Raw genomic sequence first — 15907 nt, 5'->3', positions numbered from 1 at the left:
TTAATTTTTGCTATAATCTCGAGCTCCGAAAATTAAACTTCCAATACGAACCATGGTACTTCCTTCTTCAAGGGCTATTTTATAATCTGACGACATGCCCATTGATAATTCTTTAAAGGAATCTTCATTTCTGAAGAAGCTTTCTTTAATCCCGTTAAAGAGAACCTTAAGATCATGAAATTCTTCTTTTATCATTTTAGTATTCGGAGTATTAGATGCAATCCCCATCAGTCCAATAATTCGAATATTCTTCATTTCCTGATATTCATCTGATCTCAGCAACTCGATGGTATCGGCATAATCAAGTCCGGATTTTGTGTCTTCATCTGATATCTGAATTTGCAAAAGACAATCAATAATTCGTTTTGCTTTTAATGCTTGTTTATTTATTTCCTGCAAGAGCTTTAGGCTATCCACAGAATGGATGACACCAATATAGGGCGCAATGTATTTTACCTTGTTTCTTTGTAAGCTTCCAATTTGATGCCAAATAATATCATTTGGGAGTTTGTCATATTTTTCATTTAATTCTTGAACCTGATTTTCTCCGAAATGACGCTGTCCTTCTTTATAGACTTCTAAGATTTCTTCAACCGATTTTGTTTTTGAAACTGCAATGAGTTGGGTGTCATAATTTTCTAACTCTTTGTTGATAACTTGTAGCCTTTCAAAAGTGTTCATGTGATTATATATTTATGCCCGAACAGCGTAATTATTTGTATTTTTGCTGCTAATTTAAGAAATGCAACGGTTTTTAGGAATTTTACTTTTTTTCATTTTTATAGTTGGCTGTAAATCAGACCGACCGGATCATATTATAAATGAGAAGGAAATGACTGGTTTGCTGAGAGATTTACACTTAATTGATGGGTATTTGAATACGCTGCCATCAGATTCTTCCAGGCGCATGTCTGCGAATTTGATTAAAGGTGTTTATATGCATTATAATGTAGATTCAGTAATTGTTCGTGAGAGTATAGAGTATTACTCGTCTCAGCCTCAGGTTCTTAATCGTATTTATTCGGATGTAGATAATCAACTGAAAGCTATGGGTGCTACGGCTCAAGAGCTTAACAGGAAGGTGCAAAGAGAGAAATTTGTTAGAGACTCTATTAAAAACGCTTATGTTGCTGATAGTTTGTTGAGATTGAAAAATGATTCGATAAGGTCTCAGATAGCAAAGTATTTGCTTTATTGGAAAGACTCGGACTCAACAGATTTAAAGCCAAAACCTTGGTCATGGGAGGAGCGTAGCAAGCTTCTTGAGAAGTTAAAACTCAAAATTGATATTTGACATGATCTATCCTGAAAATGCAGCCGAAAAATTAGGTTTTAATGAGATTAAATCTCTTATTAAAGCGAGGTGCTTGAGTGTTATGGGTAAAGATATGGTTGATAAGATTCAACCTATGCATCAGTTTGGGCAGATTGATAAGTTTTTAAGACAAACGAAGGAATTTAAAGATATTCTTGTTAATGATGCTCCTTTACCAATTGATCATTTATATCCAATAAAAAATCTGGTTGAAAAGATACGTGTTGAAGGCTCTTTCCTTTCAGAAGAAGAGTTTTTTCAAGTATCACTTTCTCTAAAGACTGTTTTTGCTGTTATTCATTACTTTCAGGAAAGGAATGGTCAATATGAAGCCCTGGAAGCTTTGTTTGAACATTTGCCTGTAGAGAAGAGCATTGTCAAAAATATTGATAATGTAATAGATCAGCATGGAAAGATGAAACCAAGCGCTTCTCCAAAATTGCATGAAATATACACTAGTATTTCACGCGCAGAACGTGAGGCTCGTAAAAGAATGGATTCTCTTTTCAAGAATGCACAGGATGCAGGCTGGACTGCTGATGGAAGTTTAACTATACGCGATGGTCGTTTGTGTATTCCGATCTTGGCAGAAAACAAGAGGAAGATAAAAGGGTTTATTCATGATGAATCGTCGACCGGACAAACGGTTTATTTAGAGCCGGAAGAGGTTTTTCAATTGAACAATCAGCTACGTGATTTAGAGTTTGATAAACGAAGAGAAAAGATCCGGATTTTGATTGAATTAACTACTGAGCTAAGACCATATACTTCTGTATTATTATCTTATCATGGATTATTAAGTAAGCTTGATTTTGTTCGTGCTAAAGCTTTATTTGCGATAGACATAGAGGCTGAAATGCCTGAACTTGACAATACACCTTCTATGAGCTTGAGGAATGCAAGACATCCGCTTTTATTCCTTAACCATCGAAAAGAAGGACTGACTGTTGTTCCTTTATATGTGAATATTAATGAAAAGCAGCGTATCGTTGTAGTTTCGGGACCAAATGCCGGGGGTAAATCGGTTTGTATGAAAACCATTGGATTATTGCAAATTATGATTCAATCTGGTTTACTCATACCTGCAGATCCTACTTCAAAGATGGGTGTTTTTAAATTAATTTTTGCTGATATAGGAGATGATCAGTCGATTGAAAGTGACTTGAGTACTTATAGTGCTCACCTTTCTAAGATGCGCTATTTCATAGAAAATTCTGGTGGAAAGACTTTGGTTTTAATCGATGAATTTGGAGCAGGTACTGACCCTCAGTTTGGAGGGCCTATTGCTGAAGCTGTATTAGAGAGTCTTAATAAAAAGAAAGCAAGGGGAGTGATAACTACCCACTATTCTAATTTAAAGCTTTTTGCTAATTCTACTGAAGGCATTGAAAATGCGTCTATGTTATTTGATAATGTAGTTATGAAACCTCGGTATATTCTTGAGATCGGTAAGCCAGGAAGTTCTTATGCCTTTGAAATAGCACATAAAATTGGTCTTCCAGATGATGTTTTGAATAATGCGAAACAGAAGATTGGTGTTCAGCAAAAGAAGGTGGATCATTTGCTAGTGGACTTGGAACGTGAAAAGAAGGAGGTTTTTGAAGCTAGGAGAAACTTTCAAAAGAGAGAGAGTCAGCTTGCTAAGCTCGTTGAAGAAAACGAGTCTATGAAAGCTTATCTTGAAGAAAATAAAAAGACGCTTCTGAAACAAGCTAAATTAGAAGCGCAAGAAGTGCTTCGAAATGCTAATAAATTGGTTGAGAATACTATTTCTGAAATCAAGGAGTCGAATGCTGATAAAGATAAGACCAGAGAACTCAGGAAAGTACTTAAAACAGAGTTAGATAAGAATTTGGTTAAACCAGCTAAAGTGGTTAAAACTGAAAAGAAAGAAGAGTTTCAAATTGGTGATTGGGTTAAAATCATTGATACCGGCACAATTGCCCAGATTATGGAAATAGCTAAAGACAATCTTATTTTAGCTATGGGAGATTTGCGTTCTGTAGTTAAAAGGAATCGCGTTGAAAAAACCGTTAGAAAAGATGTTCCTAAAGCTTTAAGAAAGCTGCATGGTACTGATATGACCGAAAGTATTGCCAGCTTTAGTCCGGAAATTGATGTTCGTGGTATGAGGACTGAAGCTGCTATTTCAGATATTGAAAAATACCTTGATAAAGCCATCATGATGAGTTTTCCTTCTTTGAAAATTATTCATGGAAAGGGAAACGGTATCCTTCGTAAAATGATTAGAGATTATTTGCGAAAATATAAAGAGGTTGATAGGATGGAGGATGAGCACGCTGATCGGGGAGGAGATGGAATTACCTACGTGTATTTTAGCTAAAATATTAGCATAAATATTAGATTGTTTTTTAAAAGAATGCTTGTCTCAAATAAGCAGAAATATCTTTGCTGATAGTATCAATGTCTTTCTCATTTTCAATACTGTTATTTATAATTTGATTACAGCTTTCTTTAAAAGGAAGCAGATATTGATGATACGCAGGAATGACATGGTTATTCCATTTATATAGAACGTCTTCTTCGTTATATCCTCTTTCAGTAAAATCCCTTTTTAATCGCCTTGCTAAAGCAGTTTTCTCATCTGTATGCATAAAGATACGATGATCTATTAATGTATTGATTTCTTTATAATAGAAAATGAATAAACCTTCAATTATAAGTATTGGTGAAGGTTTAATTTCGAGAACTCTTGGTTTCAATAATGGGTTATTAAAGGTATATTCTTCTTTTGTGATTGTCTTCCATTCTATTAATGACTTAATATCATTATAAAAAGCGTCCTTGTCAAATGCAGAAGGTAAGTCGAAATTATATCGTTTATTTTCCTCTTTTGTTTTGGTGCCAGCTGGAATATAATAATTGTCTAGAGATATTAAAGATATCTCTCCAGGTTTAAAGTGTTTTAAAAAGCAATTCAGGAAAAAGGTTTTTCCTGACCCGCTATTACCCGCAACCCCTATTATATAGGGTTTTTGGTTAGATTGCTTTGTCATTTTAATTTGCTGGTACGCCGTAGCTGATATCTATAAGAAAGCGCTTATCGAGTATTCCTAATAGATCGGCAGTTGATTTCGATATAACTATTACTGCATCACGCGTATTGTTATTATCAGTGTATTTACCTACAACTTTTGCGAAGGTAGTTTTATGTGTCATGGGGTTGGTTATTTTGACTACCGTACCGACTGGTGCCGTTTTATGAAGTGCCAACATATTTCCTTCATCGGCATTCAATCCATCCATCCAGACGCCTATACCTTTTTCATCTACCTGTCTTAGTCCATAACGACTAGAAGGGAGTGGAAGTGAAGCTGAAGGCTCTTCAATAATTTCGGTATCCTCAATTTCATCAGGTGTTTCTGCAATTACAGGATCTGGAGCTCCTTGTGGTATATTGATTGTTTGCCCGGCTTTTATATCCTGCTCATTCTTTAGTTTGTTCTCTTTAACTATTTCAGCAATTGAAACCTGGAATCTTTTAGAAATTGTGTATAACGTTTCTCCTGCACCTACCTTATATTGAATGTTGTTTTGGTTAGTTGATTCGGTGTTTTGTGTTGGAGCCGGCGTTGGAGTAGCGGTAGCGAAAGCACGGTTAGTTGGTATTTTTATCAGATCACCAATTTTGAGTGATTTGTTATTGTTGAATGCGATAATATCCTTGGGTTGAACCGAATATTTTCGAGAAATAGAGTAGTAACTTTCTTTGGCTTCTACACGATGTAATATGACTTGTTTTCCATTATTGTTTTCCACTCCAATTGAATCAATGGCCAAGGAAGAAGCTTGCAAGGTTTTAGCAAATATTAAAAACAAAACCAATATAAACCCTTTACTGATATATTTAATATTCATTTTATATTTCGTGTTGTGAATCAGATTATATATGCATTAAGAACGTCTTAAATATTGTTTTTGTATTTAGTCGTTTCTAATAATTATTAAGAATCTGCTGTGTTCCTATTTTAGTTTAAAAAGAATTGATCGATGATGTATTATAACGCATGATTTGACGTATATTTATAATCAAATTATCAATTTACAATTGGTAAAATTAATAATTAAAACTATACTTTATGAATTCTAAAACACTAAAAAGGTTTTGTTTATTGCTTTTAGGTGTGGTTTCTTTTATATTTATTTTTACTGAAAGAAGTATAGCTCAAGAGGAACAAGCTTCTGTATATCGTTTTTCTATACGTGAAGAGATTAATGCATCGGCATGGAGAACTACCCAGCAGGCTTATTTAAAGGCAGAAGCAGAGAATGTAGATGCTATTCTTATTGAGATGAATACATTTGGAGGCCTAATTAATTTTGCCGATTCTATTCGCAGTAGAATATTGGACTCTCCAATAAAAACAATCGTTTATATTAATCACAACGCTGCTTCAGCAGGAACCTTGATTTCTTTAGCATGTGATAAGATTTATATGACCAGGGGGTCTAGTATAGGTGCGGCAAGTGTAGTTGATGGGGAAGGGGAGATTATGCCAGAGAAATATCAATCTTATATGCGTGCTTTAATGCGGGCGACGGCAGAAGCTACTAATCGAGATCCGAGAATTGCAGAAGCATTTGTTGATCCGGATGTAGATGTGCCTGGTCTAAAGGAAAAAGGTAAGTTGCTTAGTCTTACTTCTGGTGAAGCACTTAAAGCGGGTATTACGGATGGCGAGGTTAATAGCATCAATGAGATATTAGATGCTGAAGGTTTAGGAAATGCAGTTCTGATTGATCATCAAATTACCTGGGTTGATTCAGTTATTGGTTTTTTAACTAACCCTGCAGTGCAAGGTTTTTTAATTGTTCTGATTATGGGAGGGATTTATTTTGAAATGTCTTCTCCTGGAATTGGCCTCCCATTTATTGTAGCGTTACTTTCTGGCTTGCTTTATTTTACTCCATTATATATTGAGGGGTTTGCAGCAAACTGGGAGATTTTATTGTTTATTATTGGTCTCATATTGTTAGTTTTAGAAATATTTGTCATACCAGGGTTTGGAATTGCAGGTATTGCCGGAATTGCATTTGTCATTTGTAGTTTTGCTTTCAGTATGGTACCGAATGATGTTTTTGATTTTTCATTAACAGGGCCAAACTTATTATTTAGATCATTTATGTTGGTAATTATTTCGATTGTTGGAGCTATTGTCTTGGCGGTTATTTTTGGCAGAAGTATTATAAAAAGCAGGACCTTTAAGAGACTAGTTTTAGAAGATGAGCAAAACTCATCAAAAGGTTATGTTTCTTCTGTGGTAGATTTTTCATTGATTGATAAAGAAGGTATAGCACGAACTGATCTGCGGCCATCTGGTAAAGTAGAAATAGATGGTAAATGGTATGATGCAGTAGCTTTAGGAGGTTATATCATCAAAGGAACGATGGTGACAGTAGAGAAACATGAGAATTATAACCTATTTGTCAGGCAAAAGTTTGAGGTATAAAGCTAAATCTTCTCTTTAATTCTAAACCTAATTTATTAAGAGTTAACAAGTTGTTAAACTCTAACAATTTTTGGCTTGAACTTTTATCAAGAAATTGAAAAATTGTTAGAATTTAATGATTTATTTTTTCTTTCTTTGTGGCCTGAAAAGAGGGGAAAGGGTGATAAGAAAGAAAATATTGTTTTAATTTTCTTTTGATTTATTACAACTTTGTATATCTTTGCAGTCCCTAAAGGAAAAGGTCTATTATAGACACTAAATAAATCTTTTAGGTTGAAATTGCCTCCTTAGCTCAGCTGGTAGAGCAACTGACTTGTAATCAGTAGGTCGCTGGTTCGATCCCGGCAGGGGGCTCACGTTAAAAAGCCGATTGGGCTTTTTTGAAATTAAGTGTTGGGGGGGTTCCAGAGCGGTCAAATGGGACGGACTGTAAATCCGTTACTTCGGTTTCGAAGGTTCGAATCCTTCTCCCCCCACAATGAAATTGAGACTACGTTGGGTCTTATTCGATCCCTTAAATGTTTGGGGTTGTCGAATCAAAATAAAACTAAAACAAGCGGAAGTAGCTCAGTTGGTAGAGCGATAGCCTTCCAAGCTATAGGTCGCGAGTTCGAACCTCGTCTTCCGCTCTTGAAAATTAAAAAGTTAATTCCTTGATATTGAGGTCTTAACTTTTTAGTGTTTCAAACAAGCCGATGTAGCTCAGTGGTAGAGCACTTCCTTGGTAAGGAAGAGGTCATGGGTTCAAGTCCCATCATTGGCTCGTAAGCGTAAATAATGAAACCAAAATAAAAAATTAACTTATCTACTAATTCGCATACAACATGGCAAAAGAGAAATTTGACCGCAGTAAACCACACTTAAACATTGGTACAATTGGTCACGTTGACCACGGTAAAACTACTACAACAGCAGCTATTACTAAAGTTCTAGCTGATGCTGGTTATTCGGAAGCACGTTCATTTGATTCAATTGACTCTGCTCCAGAAGAAAAAGAACGTGGTATTACTATTAATACATCACACGTTGAATATTCAACTGCAGGGCGTCATTACGCACACGTTGATTGTCCGGGACACGCTGACTATGTAAAAAACATGGTTACTGGAGCTGCTCAGATGGACGGTGCAATTATAGTTGTTGCAGCAACTGACGGACCTATGCCTCAAACTCGTGAGCACATCTTGTTAGCTCGTCAAGTTGGTGTACCTGCATTGGTTGTTTTTATGAATAAAACTGACTTAGTTGACGACCCTGAGTTGTTAGACCTAGTTGAGATGGAAATTCGTGAATTATTATCATTCTACGAATACCCAGGAGATGATGTTCCTGTAATTCGTGGATCTGCATTAGGTGCATTGAACGGAGAGCCTCAGTGGGTTGAGAAAATGTTAGAATTGATGCAAGCTGTGGATGATTTCATTCCAATTCCTGCACGTTTAACTGATCTTCCTTTCTTAATGCCAGTAGAAGATGTATTTTCGATCACAGGTCGTGGTACTGTAGCTACTGGTCGTATTGAAAGAGGTATTATCAACTCTGGTGAAACAGTTGATATCTTAGGTATGGGTGCTGAAAACTTGAAATCTGTAGTAACAGGTGTTGAGATGTTCCGTAAAATATTAGATAGAGGTGAAGCTGGAGATAACGTAGGTTTATTGTTACGTGGTATTGAAAAAACTGATATCCGTCGTGGTATGGTTATTTGCAAACCAGGTTCAGTAACTCCTCATACAGATTTCAAAGCTGAAGTTTATGTATTATCTAAAGCAGAAGGTGGTCGTCATACGCCATTCTTTAATAAATACCGTCCTCAGTTTTATTTCCGTACAACAGATGTAACCGGAGAAATTACTTTGCAAGAAGGTGTTGAAATGGTTATGCCAGGTGATAACGTTACTATCAATGTTAAATTGATTAACGCTATTGCAATGGAAAAAGGACTTCGTTTCGCTATCCGTGAAGGTGGTAGAACTGTAGGTGCTGGACAAGTAACAGAAATTACAGCTTAAGATTATAATCTGTAAAACATTAATAACAATAAAGTACCCGGCTTATTAGCAAGGGTACTTTATTATAAGTTACTACGGGCATAGTTCAATGGTAGAATAGAGGTCTCCAAAACCTTTGATCAGGGTTCGAATCCTTGTGCCCGTGCAAAATGTATATATTTTATGGCTAGTGTACTTGAGTTTTTTAAAGAATCTTATAACGAGATGATCCATAAGGTTACTTGGCCTACTTGGGGAGAATTGCAAAATTCTGCTGTAGTAGTACTGATTGCCTCGTTAATTATAGCATTGATTATTTTAGCAATGGATGAGTCTTCAAGTTCTATTTTGAAATTGTTTTATCAGTCAGTAGGCTAGAAATTATAACTAATGGCAGATCAAAAACTAAAGTGGTATGTAGTACGTGCCGTAAGTGGTAAGGAGAAGAAGGTGAAGCAATATATCGAAGCTGAAATTAATCGCTTGGGTATAACTCATTTGGTTCCACAGGTTTTAATACCTATGGAAAAGTATTATCAAATGAGAGATGGAAAAAAAATTGCTAAAGAACGAAACTTTTATCCAGGTTATGTGTTAATTGAAGTTGCACTTAATAGTGAAATTGAACACCTTATTAAAGGAATTAATAGTGTAATTGGATTTTTAGGTGATAAAGAAGGAAATGCAATCCCTCTTCGTTCAGCAGAAGTAAATCGTATATTGGGGAAAGTAGATGAAATGTCTGAACAAGCAGAAGTCATCAATGTTCCTTACTTCGTAGGAGAATCAGTTAAAGTTGTTGATGGTCCATTCAATGGTTTTACTGGTGAGATTGAAGAGGTAAATGAAGACAAGAAAAAACTTAAAGTTATGGTTAAGGTCTTCGGTAGAAAAACACCTCTTGAATTAAACTACATGCAAGTAGAAAAAGAATAGAGTACAAGTAAATGTTACGTTATATGCTTCCAACTTACTAACAAACATTTAGTAATTAAATTAAAATCAAAAATGGCAAAACAAGTCAGTGCTTTAGTAAAATTGCAAGTGAAGGGTGGTGCTGCCAACCCGTCGCCTCCAGTTGGACCTGCATTAGGTGCAAAAGGGGTGAACATCATGGAATTTTGCAAACAGTTTAATGCACGCACCCAGGATAAACCTGGTAAAGTATTACCTGTTGTCATCACTGTTTACGCCGATAAATCCTTTGATTTTATCATTAAAACTCCTCCTGTTGCAATTCAATTAATTGAAGCGACTGGATTAAAAGGAGGCTCTGGAGAGCCAAACCGTAAAAAGGTAGGTTCTGTTTCTTGGGAACAAGTAGAAACCATTGCAAAGGATAAGATGACAGATTTAAATGCGTTTACTGTTGATTCAGCCATGAGAATGGTTGCTGGTACAGCACGTAGTATGGGTATCACCGTGAGTGGAGATGCACCCTGGAACAATTAATTAACAGAAATCAATTTAAAAAGTGGCTAGATTAACAAAAAATCAGAAAACGGCACTTACCAAAATTGAAGCTGGTAAAGTATATTCGTTACAAGAAGCTTCGGCTTTAGTAAAAGATATTACCACTACTAAGTTTGATGCTTCCGTAGATATTGACGTTCGTTTGGGCGTTGATCCTCGTAAAGCAAATCAAATGGTTCGTGGTATTTCGACTTTGCCTCATGGAACTGGTAAAACCGTACGTGTTTTAGTACTTTGTACTCCTGATAAGGAAGAAGAAGCTAAAGCAGCCGGTGCAGACTATGTTGGCTTAGATGAGTACATCAGCAAGATTGAAGGAGGATGGACAGACGTTGATATCATTATTACAATGCCTAGTGTTATGGCAAAAGTTGGGAAATTAGGTCGTATTTTAGGCCCTCGTAACTTGATGCCAAACCCTAAGTCAGGTACAGTAACCCAAGAAGTTGGTAAAGCTGTAACTGATGTAAAAGGTGGTAAAATTGACTTCAAAGTTGATAAAACCGGAATCATTCATGCTTCAATAGGTAAGGTGTCTTTCCCTGCAGATAAGATTTATGAAAATGCGTTAGAAATTCTTCAAACCATTTCTAAATTAAAACCTTCTGCAGCTAAAGGAACTTACTTTAAAAGTATACACGTCTCATCAACAATGAGTCCAAGTATACAAGTTGAAACTAAATCAGTAGCAGGAATCTAATCATGAGAAAAGAAGAAAAACAAGAAATTGTAGAAGCTTTAGTAGATCAGATTAAGACCAATGGTAATTTTTATATTGCCGATACTGCTGATTTAACTGTAGTAAAAGTAACCGACATCCGTCGCAAATGTTTCGAAAGTGGTATTTCAATGCAAGTAGCTAAGAATACCTTAATTCGAAAAGCAATGGAATTAGCTGGTGTAGATTCAGAAGAGTTTAATGATGTTTTAAAAGGATCATCTACTCTATTGTTTTCTTCAATCGGCAATGCACCTGCTAAATTAATAAAAGACCTTAGAAAAACAGGCCCTAAGCCTATTTTAAAAGGCGCTTATATTGATAGTGCAGTGTTTATTGGTGACGATAAAATTGATTTATTAGCAAGCTTGAAATCGAAAGAAGAACTTGTTGGTGATATTATCGGATTACTACAGTCTCCTGCTAAAAATGTTATTTCTGCTTTACAATCTGGCGGAAACAAACTTGCAGGTATTGTTAAAACTTTACAAGAAAGAGAAGGTTAACGGACACCTATAAGGTTCGAGAAATTATTATTTATTATAAAGCACATTAAAAAATTTAAATAAAATGGCAGATTTAAAATCGTTTGCTGAACAATTGGTAAACTTAACAGTAAAAGAAGTTAACGAGTTAGCTCAAATTTTAAAAGACGAATACGGTATTGAACCTGCTGCTGCTGCAGTAGCAGTTGCAGGACCTGCAGCAGGTGGTGGTGACGCTGCCGCAGCTGAAGAAAAAACATCTTTTGATGTTATTTTGAAAGAAGCTGGTGGTTCGAAATTAGCAGTTGTTAAATTAGTAAAAGACTTAACTGGTCTTGGACTTAAAGAAGCTAAAGAATTAGTTGATGGTGCACCTAAACCAGTAAAAGAAGGTGTTGCTAAAGATGAAGCTGATGCTTTGAAAAAACAACTAGAAGAAGCAGGAGCTACTGTTGAGATTAAATAGTTCTCTAATATAGTACTTATGGCATTAGACTCCGGTAATCTTCCGGGGTCTATTGCTGTTTGGAGAAAAAAGTAATATTACTTGTTTTGACTTTGCAAGTTTCCTTTTAGGATAAAAAATATAGTCTAACGCGCAGTTTATTTAAACTAAATTCTTATTCCCTTGGCAAATAAAGATATTCGTAACGAAAGAGTAAATTTTGCTACCAGCAAAAAGGTTATTGATTACCCTGATTTTCTGGACGTGCAACTTCAGTCTTTTATGGAGTTTTTTCAACTAGAAACCACTTCTGATAACCGCCACCAGGAAGGGCTGTTCAAAGTGTTTTCTGAAAACTTCCCAATTTCCGATTCAAGAAACATATTTGTTCTTGAATTTTTAGATTATTTTATTGATCCGCCACGTTATGATATTCAAGAATGTATTGAGCGAGGCTTGACTTATAGCGTTCCGCTAAAAGCAAAACTTCGTTTATCTTGTAATGATGAAGAGCATGAAGATTTTGAGACAATTGTTCAGGATGTTTATTTAGGAACTATTCCTTATATGACTCCGAAAGGAACATTTGTTATCAACGGTGCAGAACGTGTTATCGTTTCTCAACTTCATCGATCGCCAGGTGTATTTTTTGGTCAGAGCCGTCATACAAATGGCACAAAACTATATTCTGCCCGTGTTATCCCTTTTAAAGGTTCATGGATTGAATTTGCAACTGACGTTAATAACGTGATGTATGCATATATTGATCGTAAAAAGAAATTCCCTGTTACTACTTTACTTCGTGCAATTGGTTATGATTCAGATAAAGATATTCTTGAATTATTCGAATTAGCTGATGAGGTAAAAGTTAGTAAGTCAGGTTTAAAAAAATTACTAGGAAGAAAATTAGCTGCTCGTGTTCTTAAAAAATGGGTGGAAGATTTTGTGGATGAAGATACAGGTGAAGTTGTATCGATTGATCGTAATGAAATTATTCTGGAACGTGAAACTATTCTGGAAGACGATCACATCGATATGATTATTGATTCAGGTACTAAGACTATCATTTTATCAAAAGATGATGCGGCTAGTAATGCTGATTATTCAATTATCTATAATACTCTACAAAAAGATACTTCTAACTCAGAAAAAGAAGCAGTAGAACATATATATCGTCAATTACGTAATGCTGAACCACCTGATGAAGAAACAGCTCGTGGTATTATCGATCGTTTATTCTTTTCAGACAAACGTTATGATCTAGGTGATGTTGGTCGATACAGGATTAATCGGAAATTGAAGCTTGATACTCCTGACGAGACTAAGGTTTTAACAAAGCAAGATATTATTGCAATTGTGAAATACCTGATAAACCTTATCAATTCAAAAGCTGAGGTAGATGATATTGACCATTTATCAAATCGTAGAGTACGTACTGTTGGTGAACAATTATATGCACAATTTGGTGTAGGTTTATCAAGGATGGCACGTACTATTCGTGAGCGTATGAATATTCGTGATAACGAGGTGTTTACTCCAACAGATTTAATTAATGCACGTACTTTATCGTCTGTTATTAATTCTTTCTTTGGTACTAATCAATTGTCACAATTTATGGATCAGACCAATCCGTTGGCCGAGATTACACATAAACGTAGACTTTCAGCATTAGGACCTGGTGGTCTATCTCGTGAAAGAGCAGGATTCGAGGTACGTGACGTTCACTATACACATTATGGACGCTTATGTACTATTGAAACACCAGAGGGACCAAATATTGGTTTGATTTCTTCTCTTTGTGTACATGCTAAAATTAATAATTTAGGATTCATTGAAACACCATATCGTAAAGTTAAAGACGGAAGAGTTGTTGTAGAAGAACCTGTTATTTATTTGTCTGCAGAGGATGAAGATGGTAAAACTATTGCTCAAGCGAATGCAGAATACGACGAAAAAGGTAATTTTATTACTCCTCGTGTAAAAGCCAGGTATGAAGGAGATTTTCCTATCATTGAACCAGAGCGATTAGATTTAATGGATATTGCGCCAAATCAAATCACATCTATTGCTGCGTCATTAATTCCTTTCTTGGAGCATGATGATGCCAACCGTGCTTTGATGGGTTCAAATATGCAACGTCAAGCTGTTCCTTTATTGCGTCCGGAAGCTCCAATTGTTGGAACTGGATTAGAGGGCAGAGTAGCGAAAGATTCTCGTACGCTTATTAATGCAGAAGGAGAAGGTATCGTTGAGTATGTAGATGCAAATGAGATCAAGATTCGCTATAACAGATCAGACGATCAAAAATTAGTTTCGTTTGATGATGATGTTAAAACATACAGACTTATTAAGTTCAAGAAAACCAATCAAAGTACTTGTATTAACTTAAAGCCAATCGTTAGAAAAGGTGAGAAAGTTACAAAAGGACAAGTTCTTTGTGAAGGATATGCTACTCAAAATGGCGAACTGGCTTTAGGACGTAATCTAAAAGTTGCATTCATGCCTTGGCAAGGATATAACTTTGAGGATGCGATTGTAATTTCTGAACGTGTTGTAAGTCAGGATATCTTTACTTCCCTTCATATTGATCAATTCGAGCTTGAAGTTCGTGATACAAAACGTGGAGAAGAAGAATTAACACCAGATATTCCAAACGTTTCTGAAGAGGCAACTAAAGACCTTGATGAGAATGGAATTATTCGTGTAGGAGCAGAGGTTAAAGATGGCGATATTTTAATTGGAAAAATTACTCCAAAAGGAGAGTCGGATCCTTCACCAGAAGAAAAGCTTTTACGTGCAATATTTGGTGATAAAGCTGGAGATGTTAAAGATGCATCTTTAAAAACACCTCCTTCGATTCAAGGAGTTGTTATTGATACTAAATTGTTCTCTCGTTCTAAGAAAACTACAAAAGCTGAAGAAAAAGCAGCCTTAGAAGAACTTGATAACCGTTTTAATAAAGCAGTTAAAGTCCTTAAAGAAAGATTAGTTGATAAGCTTTTTAATATTGTAAATGGTAAAACCTCTCAAGGTATATACAATGTTTATAAAGAATTGTTATTCGCTAAAGGAGCTAAATTCACTCAGAAAATTCTTGCTGATTTAGATTATGCGAATATTAATCCAACCAAATGGACTACAGACGATGATAAAAATGAGCTTATAAAACAAACATTGCATTTCTATAATATCAAACTTAATGAAGAATTAGGTGCTTATAAGCGTGATAAGTTTGCAATTAGTGTTGGAGATGAGCTTCCTTCAGGCATTGTTCAAATGGCAAAAGTTTATATCGCTAAAAAGCGTAAGCTTAAGGTTGGTGATAAGATGGCTGGTCGACATGGTAATAAAGGTATTGTTGCACGTATTGTACGTGACGAGGATATGCCTTTCTTGGAAGACGGAACGCCGGTTGATATTGTTTTGAATCCACTGGGTGTACCATCACGTATGAACCTTGGTCAAATCTATGAAACTGTTCTGGGTTGGGCTGGTCAAAAATTGGGAGTTAATTTTGCAACGCCTATTTTCGATGGAGCAACTACAGAAGAGGTTGAAGGATGGATTGATAAAGCTGAACTTCCTACTTCAGGTAGAACGTATCTTTATGATGGTTTAACAGGTGATCGTTTTGACCAACCAACTACAGTTGGTGTTATTTATATGTTGAAACTTGGACACATGGTAGACGACAAAATGCATGCTCGTTCTATAGGACCATATTCACTTATTACTCAACAGCCTTTAGGTGGTAAAGCACAATTTGGTGGTCAGAGATTTGGTGAGATGGAGGTGTGGGCACTTGAGGCATTTGGTGCGGCTAATATTTTACAAGAAATTTTAACCGTGAAATCAGATGATGTTGTAGGAAGAGCCAAAACTTACGAAGCAATCGTAAAAGGCGACAACTTACCAACTCCATCGGTTCCCGAATCATTCAATGTATTAGTACATGAATTAAGAGGTTTAGGTTTAGATATCACATTAGATTAGTACCCTTAAAAAAGAG

Annotated in this window: 14 protein-coding genes and 5 tRNA genes; 16 read left to right on the top strand and 3 right to left on the bottom strand. The window is 35.8% G+C overall.

The genetic code is table 11. The features are described 5' to 3' along the window. Entirely contained in the window at window positions 1-681 is a 681-nt protein-coding gene (locus C8N28_RS12340) for a YggS family pyridoxal phosphate-dependent enzyme (protein WP_132225358.1), read from the bottom strand. 61 nt (window positions 682-742) lie between these two features. Between C8N28_RS12340 and C8N28_RS12335 the strand changes: the two genes are divergently transcribed. Together C8N28_RS12335 and C8N28_RS12330 are read left to right on the top strand one after the other, a co-directional pair. Next, complete coding sequence (locus C8N28_RS12335) at window positions 743-1294, top strand: DUF4296 domain-containing protein (protein ID WP_132225356.1); 552 nt, start codon at window positions 743-745, stop codon at window positions 1292-1294. Between the two features lies 1 nt (window position 1295). Continuing rightward, window positions 1296-3659, top strand: a complete 2364-nt coding sequence (locus tag C8N28_RS12330; protein WP_132225354.1) for an endonuclease MutS2 — start codon at window positions 1296-1298, stop codon at window positions 3657-3659. Window positions 3660-3687: 28 nt separating this feature from the next. Here C8N28_RS12330 and C8N28_RS12325 read toward each other — a convergent pair whose 3' ends face one another. Beyond that, window positions 3688-4332: a uridine kinase family protein gene (locus C8N28_RS12325; protein WP_132225352.1), complete on the bottom strand. Its 645-nt coding sequence runs from the start codon at window positions 4330-4332 to the stop codon at window positions 3688-3690. A gap of 1 nt (window position 4333) precedes the next feature. After that, window positions 4334-5194, bottom strand: coding sequence for a DPBB and LysM peptidoglycan-binding domain-containing protein (locus C8N28_RS12320; protein WP_132225350.1), 861 nt, complete (start codon window positions 5192-5194; stop codon window positions 4334-4336). A gap of 221 nt (window positions 5195-5415) precedes the next feature. Between C8N28_RS12320 and C8N28_RS12315 the strand changes: the two genes are divergently transcribed. The 14 genes from C8N28_RS12315 to rpoB all read left to right on the top strand — a co-directional run bounded on the left by C8N28_RS12315 (window position 5416) and on the right by rpoB (window position 15891). After that, window positions 5416-6786, top strand: coding sequence for an NfeD family protein (locus C8N28_RS12315; protein ID WP_132225348.1), 1371 nt, complete (start codon window positions 5416-5418; stop codon window positions 6784-6786). A gap of 281 nt (window positions 6787-7067) precedes the next feature. Then, window positions 7068-7140, top strand: a tRNA-Thr gene (locus C8N28_RS12310). 41 nt (window positions 7141-7181) lie between these two features. Continuing rightward, a tRNA-Tyr gene (locus tag C8N28_RS12305) sits at window positions 7182-7262 on the top strand. 80 nt (window positions 7263-7342) lie between these two features. Then, window positions 7343-7415: transfer RNA gene (locus tag C8N28_RS12300), tRNA-Gly, on the top strand. A gap of 62 nt (window positions 7416-7477) precedes the next feature. Further along, window positions 7478-7549, top strand: a tRNA-Thr gene (locus tag C8N28_RS12295). Between the two features lie 61 nt (window positions 7550-7610). Further along, window positions 7611-8798 carry an elongation factor Tu gene (gene tuf / locus C8N28_RS12290; RefSeq protein WP_132225346.1) on the top strand — a complete coding sequence of 396 codons (1188 nt, stop codon included), beginning with the start codon at window positions 7611-7613 and terminating at the stop codon, window positions 8796-8798. Window positions 8799-8872: 74 nt separating this feature from the next. Further along, window positions 8873-8943 (top strand) — tRNA-Trp (locus tag C8N28_RS12285). 17 nt (window positions 8944-8960) lie between these two features. Beyond that, complete coding sequence (gene secE, locus C8N28_RS12280) at window positions 8961-9155, top strand: preprotein translocase subunit SecE (RefSeq protein ID WP_132225344.1); 195 nt, start codon at window positions 8961-8963, stop codon at window positions 9153-9155. A gap of 12 nt (window positions 9156-9167) precedes the next feature. Next, a complete protein-coding gene (gene nusG, locus C8N28_RS12275; RefSeq protein WP_132225342.1) occupies window positions 9168-9713 on the top strand; it encodes a transcription termination/antitermination protein NusG in 546 nt (181 codons plus the stop codon). Window positions 9714-9785: 72 nt separating this feature from the next. Continuing rightward, the gene (gene rplK / locus C8N28_RS12270; protein WP_132225340.1) at window positions 9786-10229 is read left to right on the top strand and encodes a 50S ribosomal protein L11; all 444 of its coding nucleotides are present in this window, start codon (window positions 9786-9788) and stop codon (window positions 10227-10229) included. Window positions 10230-10251: 22 nt separating this feature from the next. Continuing rightward, window positions 10252-10950 (top strand): 50S ribosomal protein L1, encoded by a 699-nt coding sequence (gene rplA / locus C8N28_RS12265; RefSeq protein ID WP_132225338.1) that lies wholly within the window; start codon window positions 10252-10254, stop codon window positions 10948-10950. 2 nt (window positions 10951-10952) lie between these two features. Next, on the top strand, window positions 10953-11474 hold the full coding sequence (gene rplJ / locus C8N28_RS12260) for a 50S ribosomal protein L10 (RefSeq protein WP_132225336.1): 522 nt from the start codon (window positions 10953-10955) through the stop codon (window positions 11472-11474). A 64-nt stretch (window positions 11475-11538) separates the two neighbouring features. After that, window positions 11539-11919 carry a 50S ribosomal protein L7/L12 gene (gene rplL / locus C8N28_RS12255; RefSeq protein WP_132225334.1) on the top strand — a complete coding sequence of 127 codons (381 nt, stop codon included), beginning with the start codon at window positions 11539-11541 and terminating at the stop codon, window positions 11917-11919. Window positions 11920-12081: 162 nt separating this feature from the next. Continuing rightward, a complete protein-coding gene (gene rpoB / locus C8N28_RS12250) occupies window positions 12082-15891 on the top strand; it encodes a DNA-directed RNA polymerase subunit beta (RefSeq protein WP_132225332.1) in 3810 nt (1269 codons plus the stop codon). Window positions 15892-15907: the final 16 nt, after the last annotated feature.

Source organism: Albibacterium bauzanense, from assembly GCF_004339765.1.
GTDB lineage: Bacteria > Bacteroidota > Bacteroidia > Sphingobacteriales > Sphingobacteriaceae > Albibacterium > Albibacterium bauzanense.
The sequence above is the reverse complement of the archived record's forward strand: the minus strand, read 5'-3'. Positions and strand labels throughout refer to the sequence as shown.

What these genes read in the sequence shown, in the direction of transcription:
- C8N28_RS12340 (WP_132225358.1), bottom strand. Translation starts at nt 681, where the DNA reads ATGAACACTTTTGAAAGGCTACAAGTTATCAACAAAGAGTTAGAAAAT.
- C8N28_RS12335 (WP_132225356.1), top strand. Translation starts at nt 743, where the DNA reads ATGCAACGGTTTTTAGGAATTTTACTTTTTTTCATTTTTATAGTTGGC.
- C8N28_RS12330 (WP_132225354.1), top strand. Translation starts at nt 1,296, where the DNA reads ATGATCTATCCTGAAAATGCAGCCGAAAAATTAGGTTTTAATGAGATT.
- C8N28_RS12325 (WP_132225352.1), bottom strand. Translation starts at nt 4,332, where the DNA reads ATGACAAAGCAATCTAACCAAAAACCCTATATAATAGGGGTTGCGGGT.
- C8N28_RS12320 (WP_132225350.1), bottom strand. Translation starts at nt 5,194, where the DNA reads ATGAATATTAAATATATCAGTAAAGGGTTTATATTGGTTTTGTTTTTA.
- C8N28_RS12315 (WP_132225348.1), top strand. Translation starts at nt 5,416, where the DNA reads ATGAATTCTAAAACACTAAAAAGGTTTTGTTTATTGCTTTTAGGTGTG.
- tuf (WP_132225346.1), top strand. Translation starts at nt 7,611, where the DNA reads ATGGCAAAAGAGAAATTTGACCGCAGTAAACCACACTTAAACATTGGT.
- secE (WP_132225344.1), top strand. Translation starts at nt 8,961, where the DNA reads ATGGCTAGTGTACTTGAGTTTTTTAAAGAATCTTATAACGAGATGATC.
- nusG (WP_132225342.1), top strand. Translation starts at nt 9,168, where the DNA reads ATGGCAGATCAAAAACTAAAGTGGTATGTAGTACGTGCCGTAAGTGGT.
- rplK (WP_132225340.1), top strand. Translation starts at nt 9,786, where the DNA reads ATGGCAAAACAAGTCAGTGCTTTAGTAAAATTGCAAGTGAAGGGTGGT.
- rplJ (WP_132225336.1), top strand. Translation starts at nt 10,953, where the DNA reads ATGAGAAAAGAAGAAAAACAAGAAATTGTAGAAGCTTTAGTAGATCAG.
- rplL (WP_132225334.1), top strand. Translation starts at nt 11,539, where the DNA reads ATGGCAGATTTAAAATCGTTTGCTGAACAATTGGTAAACTTAACAGTA.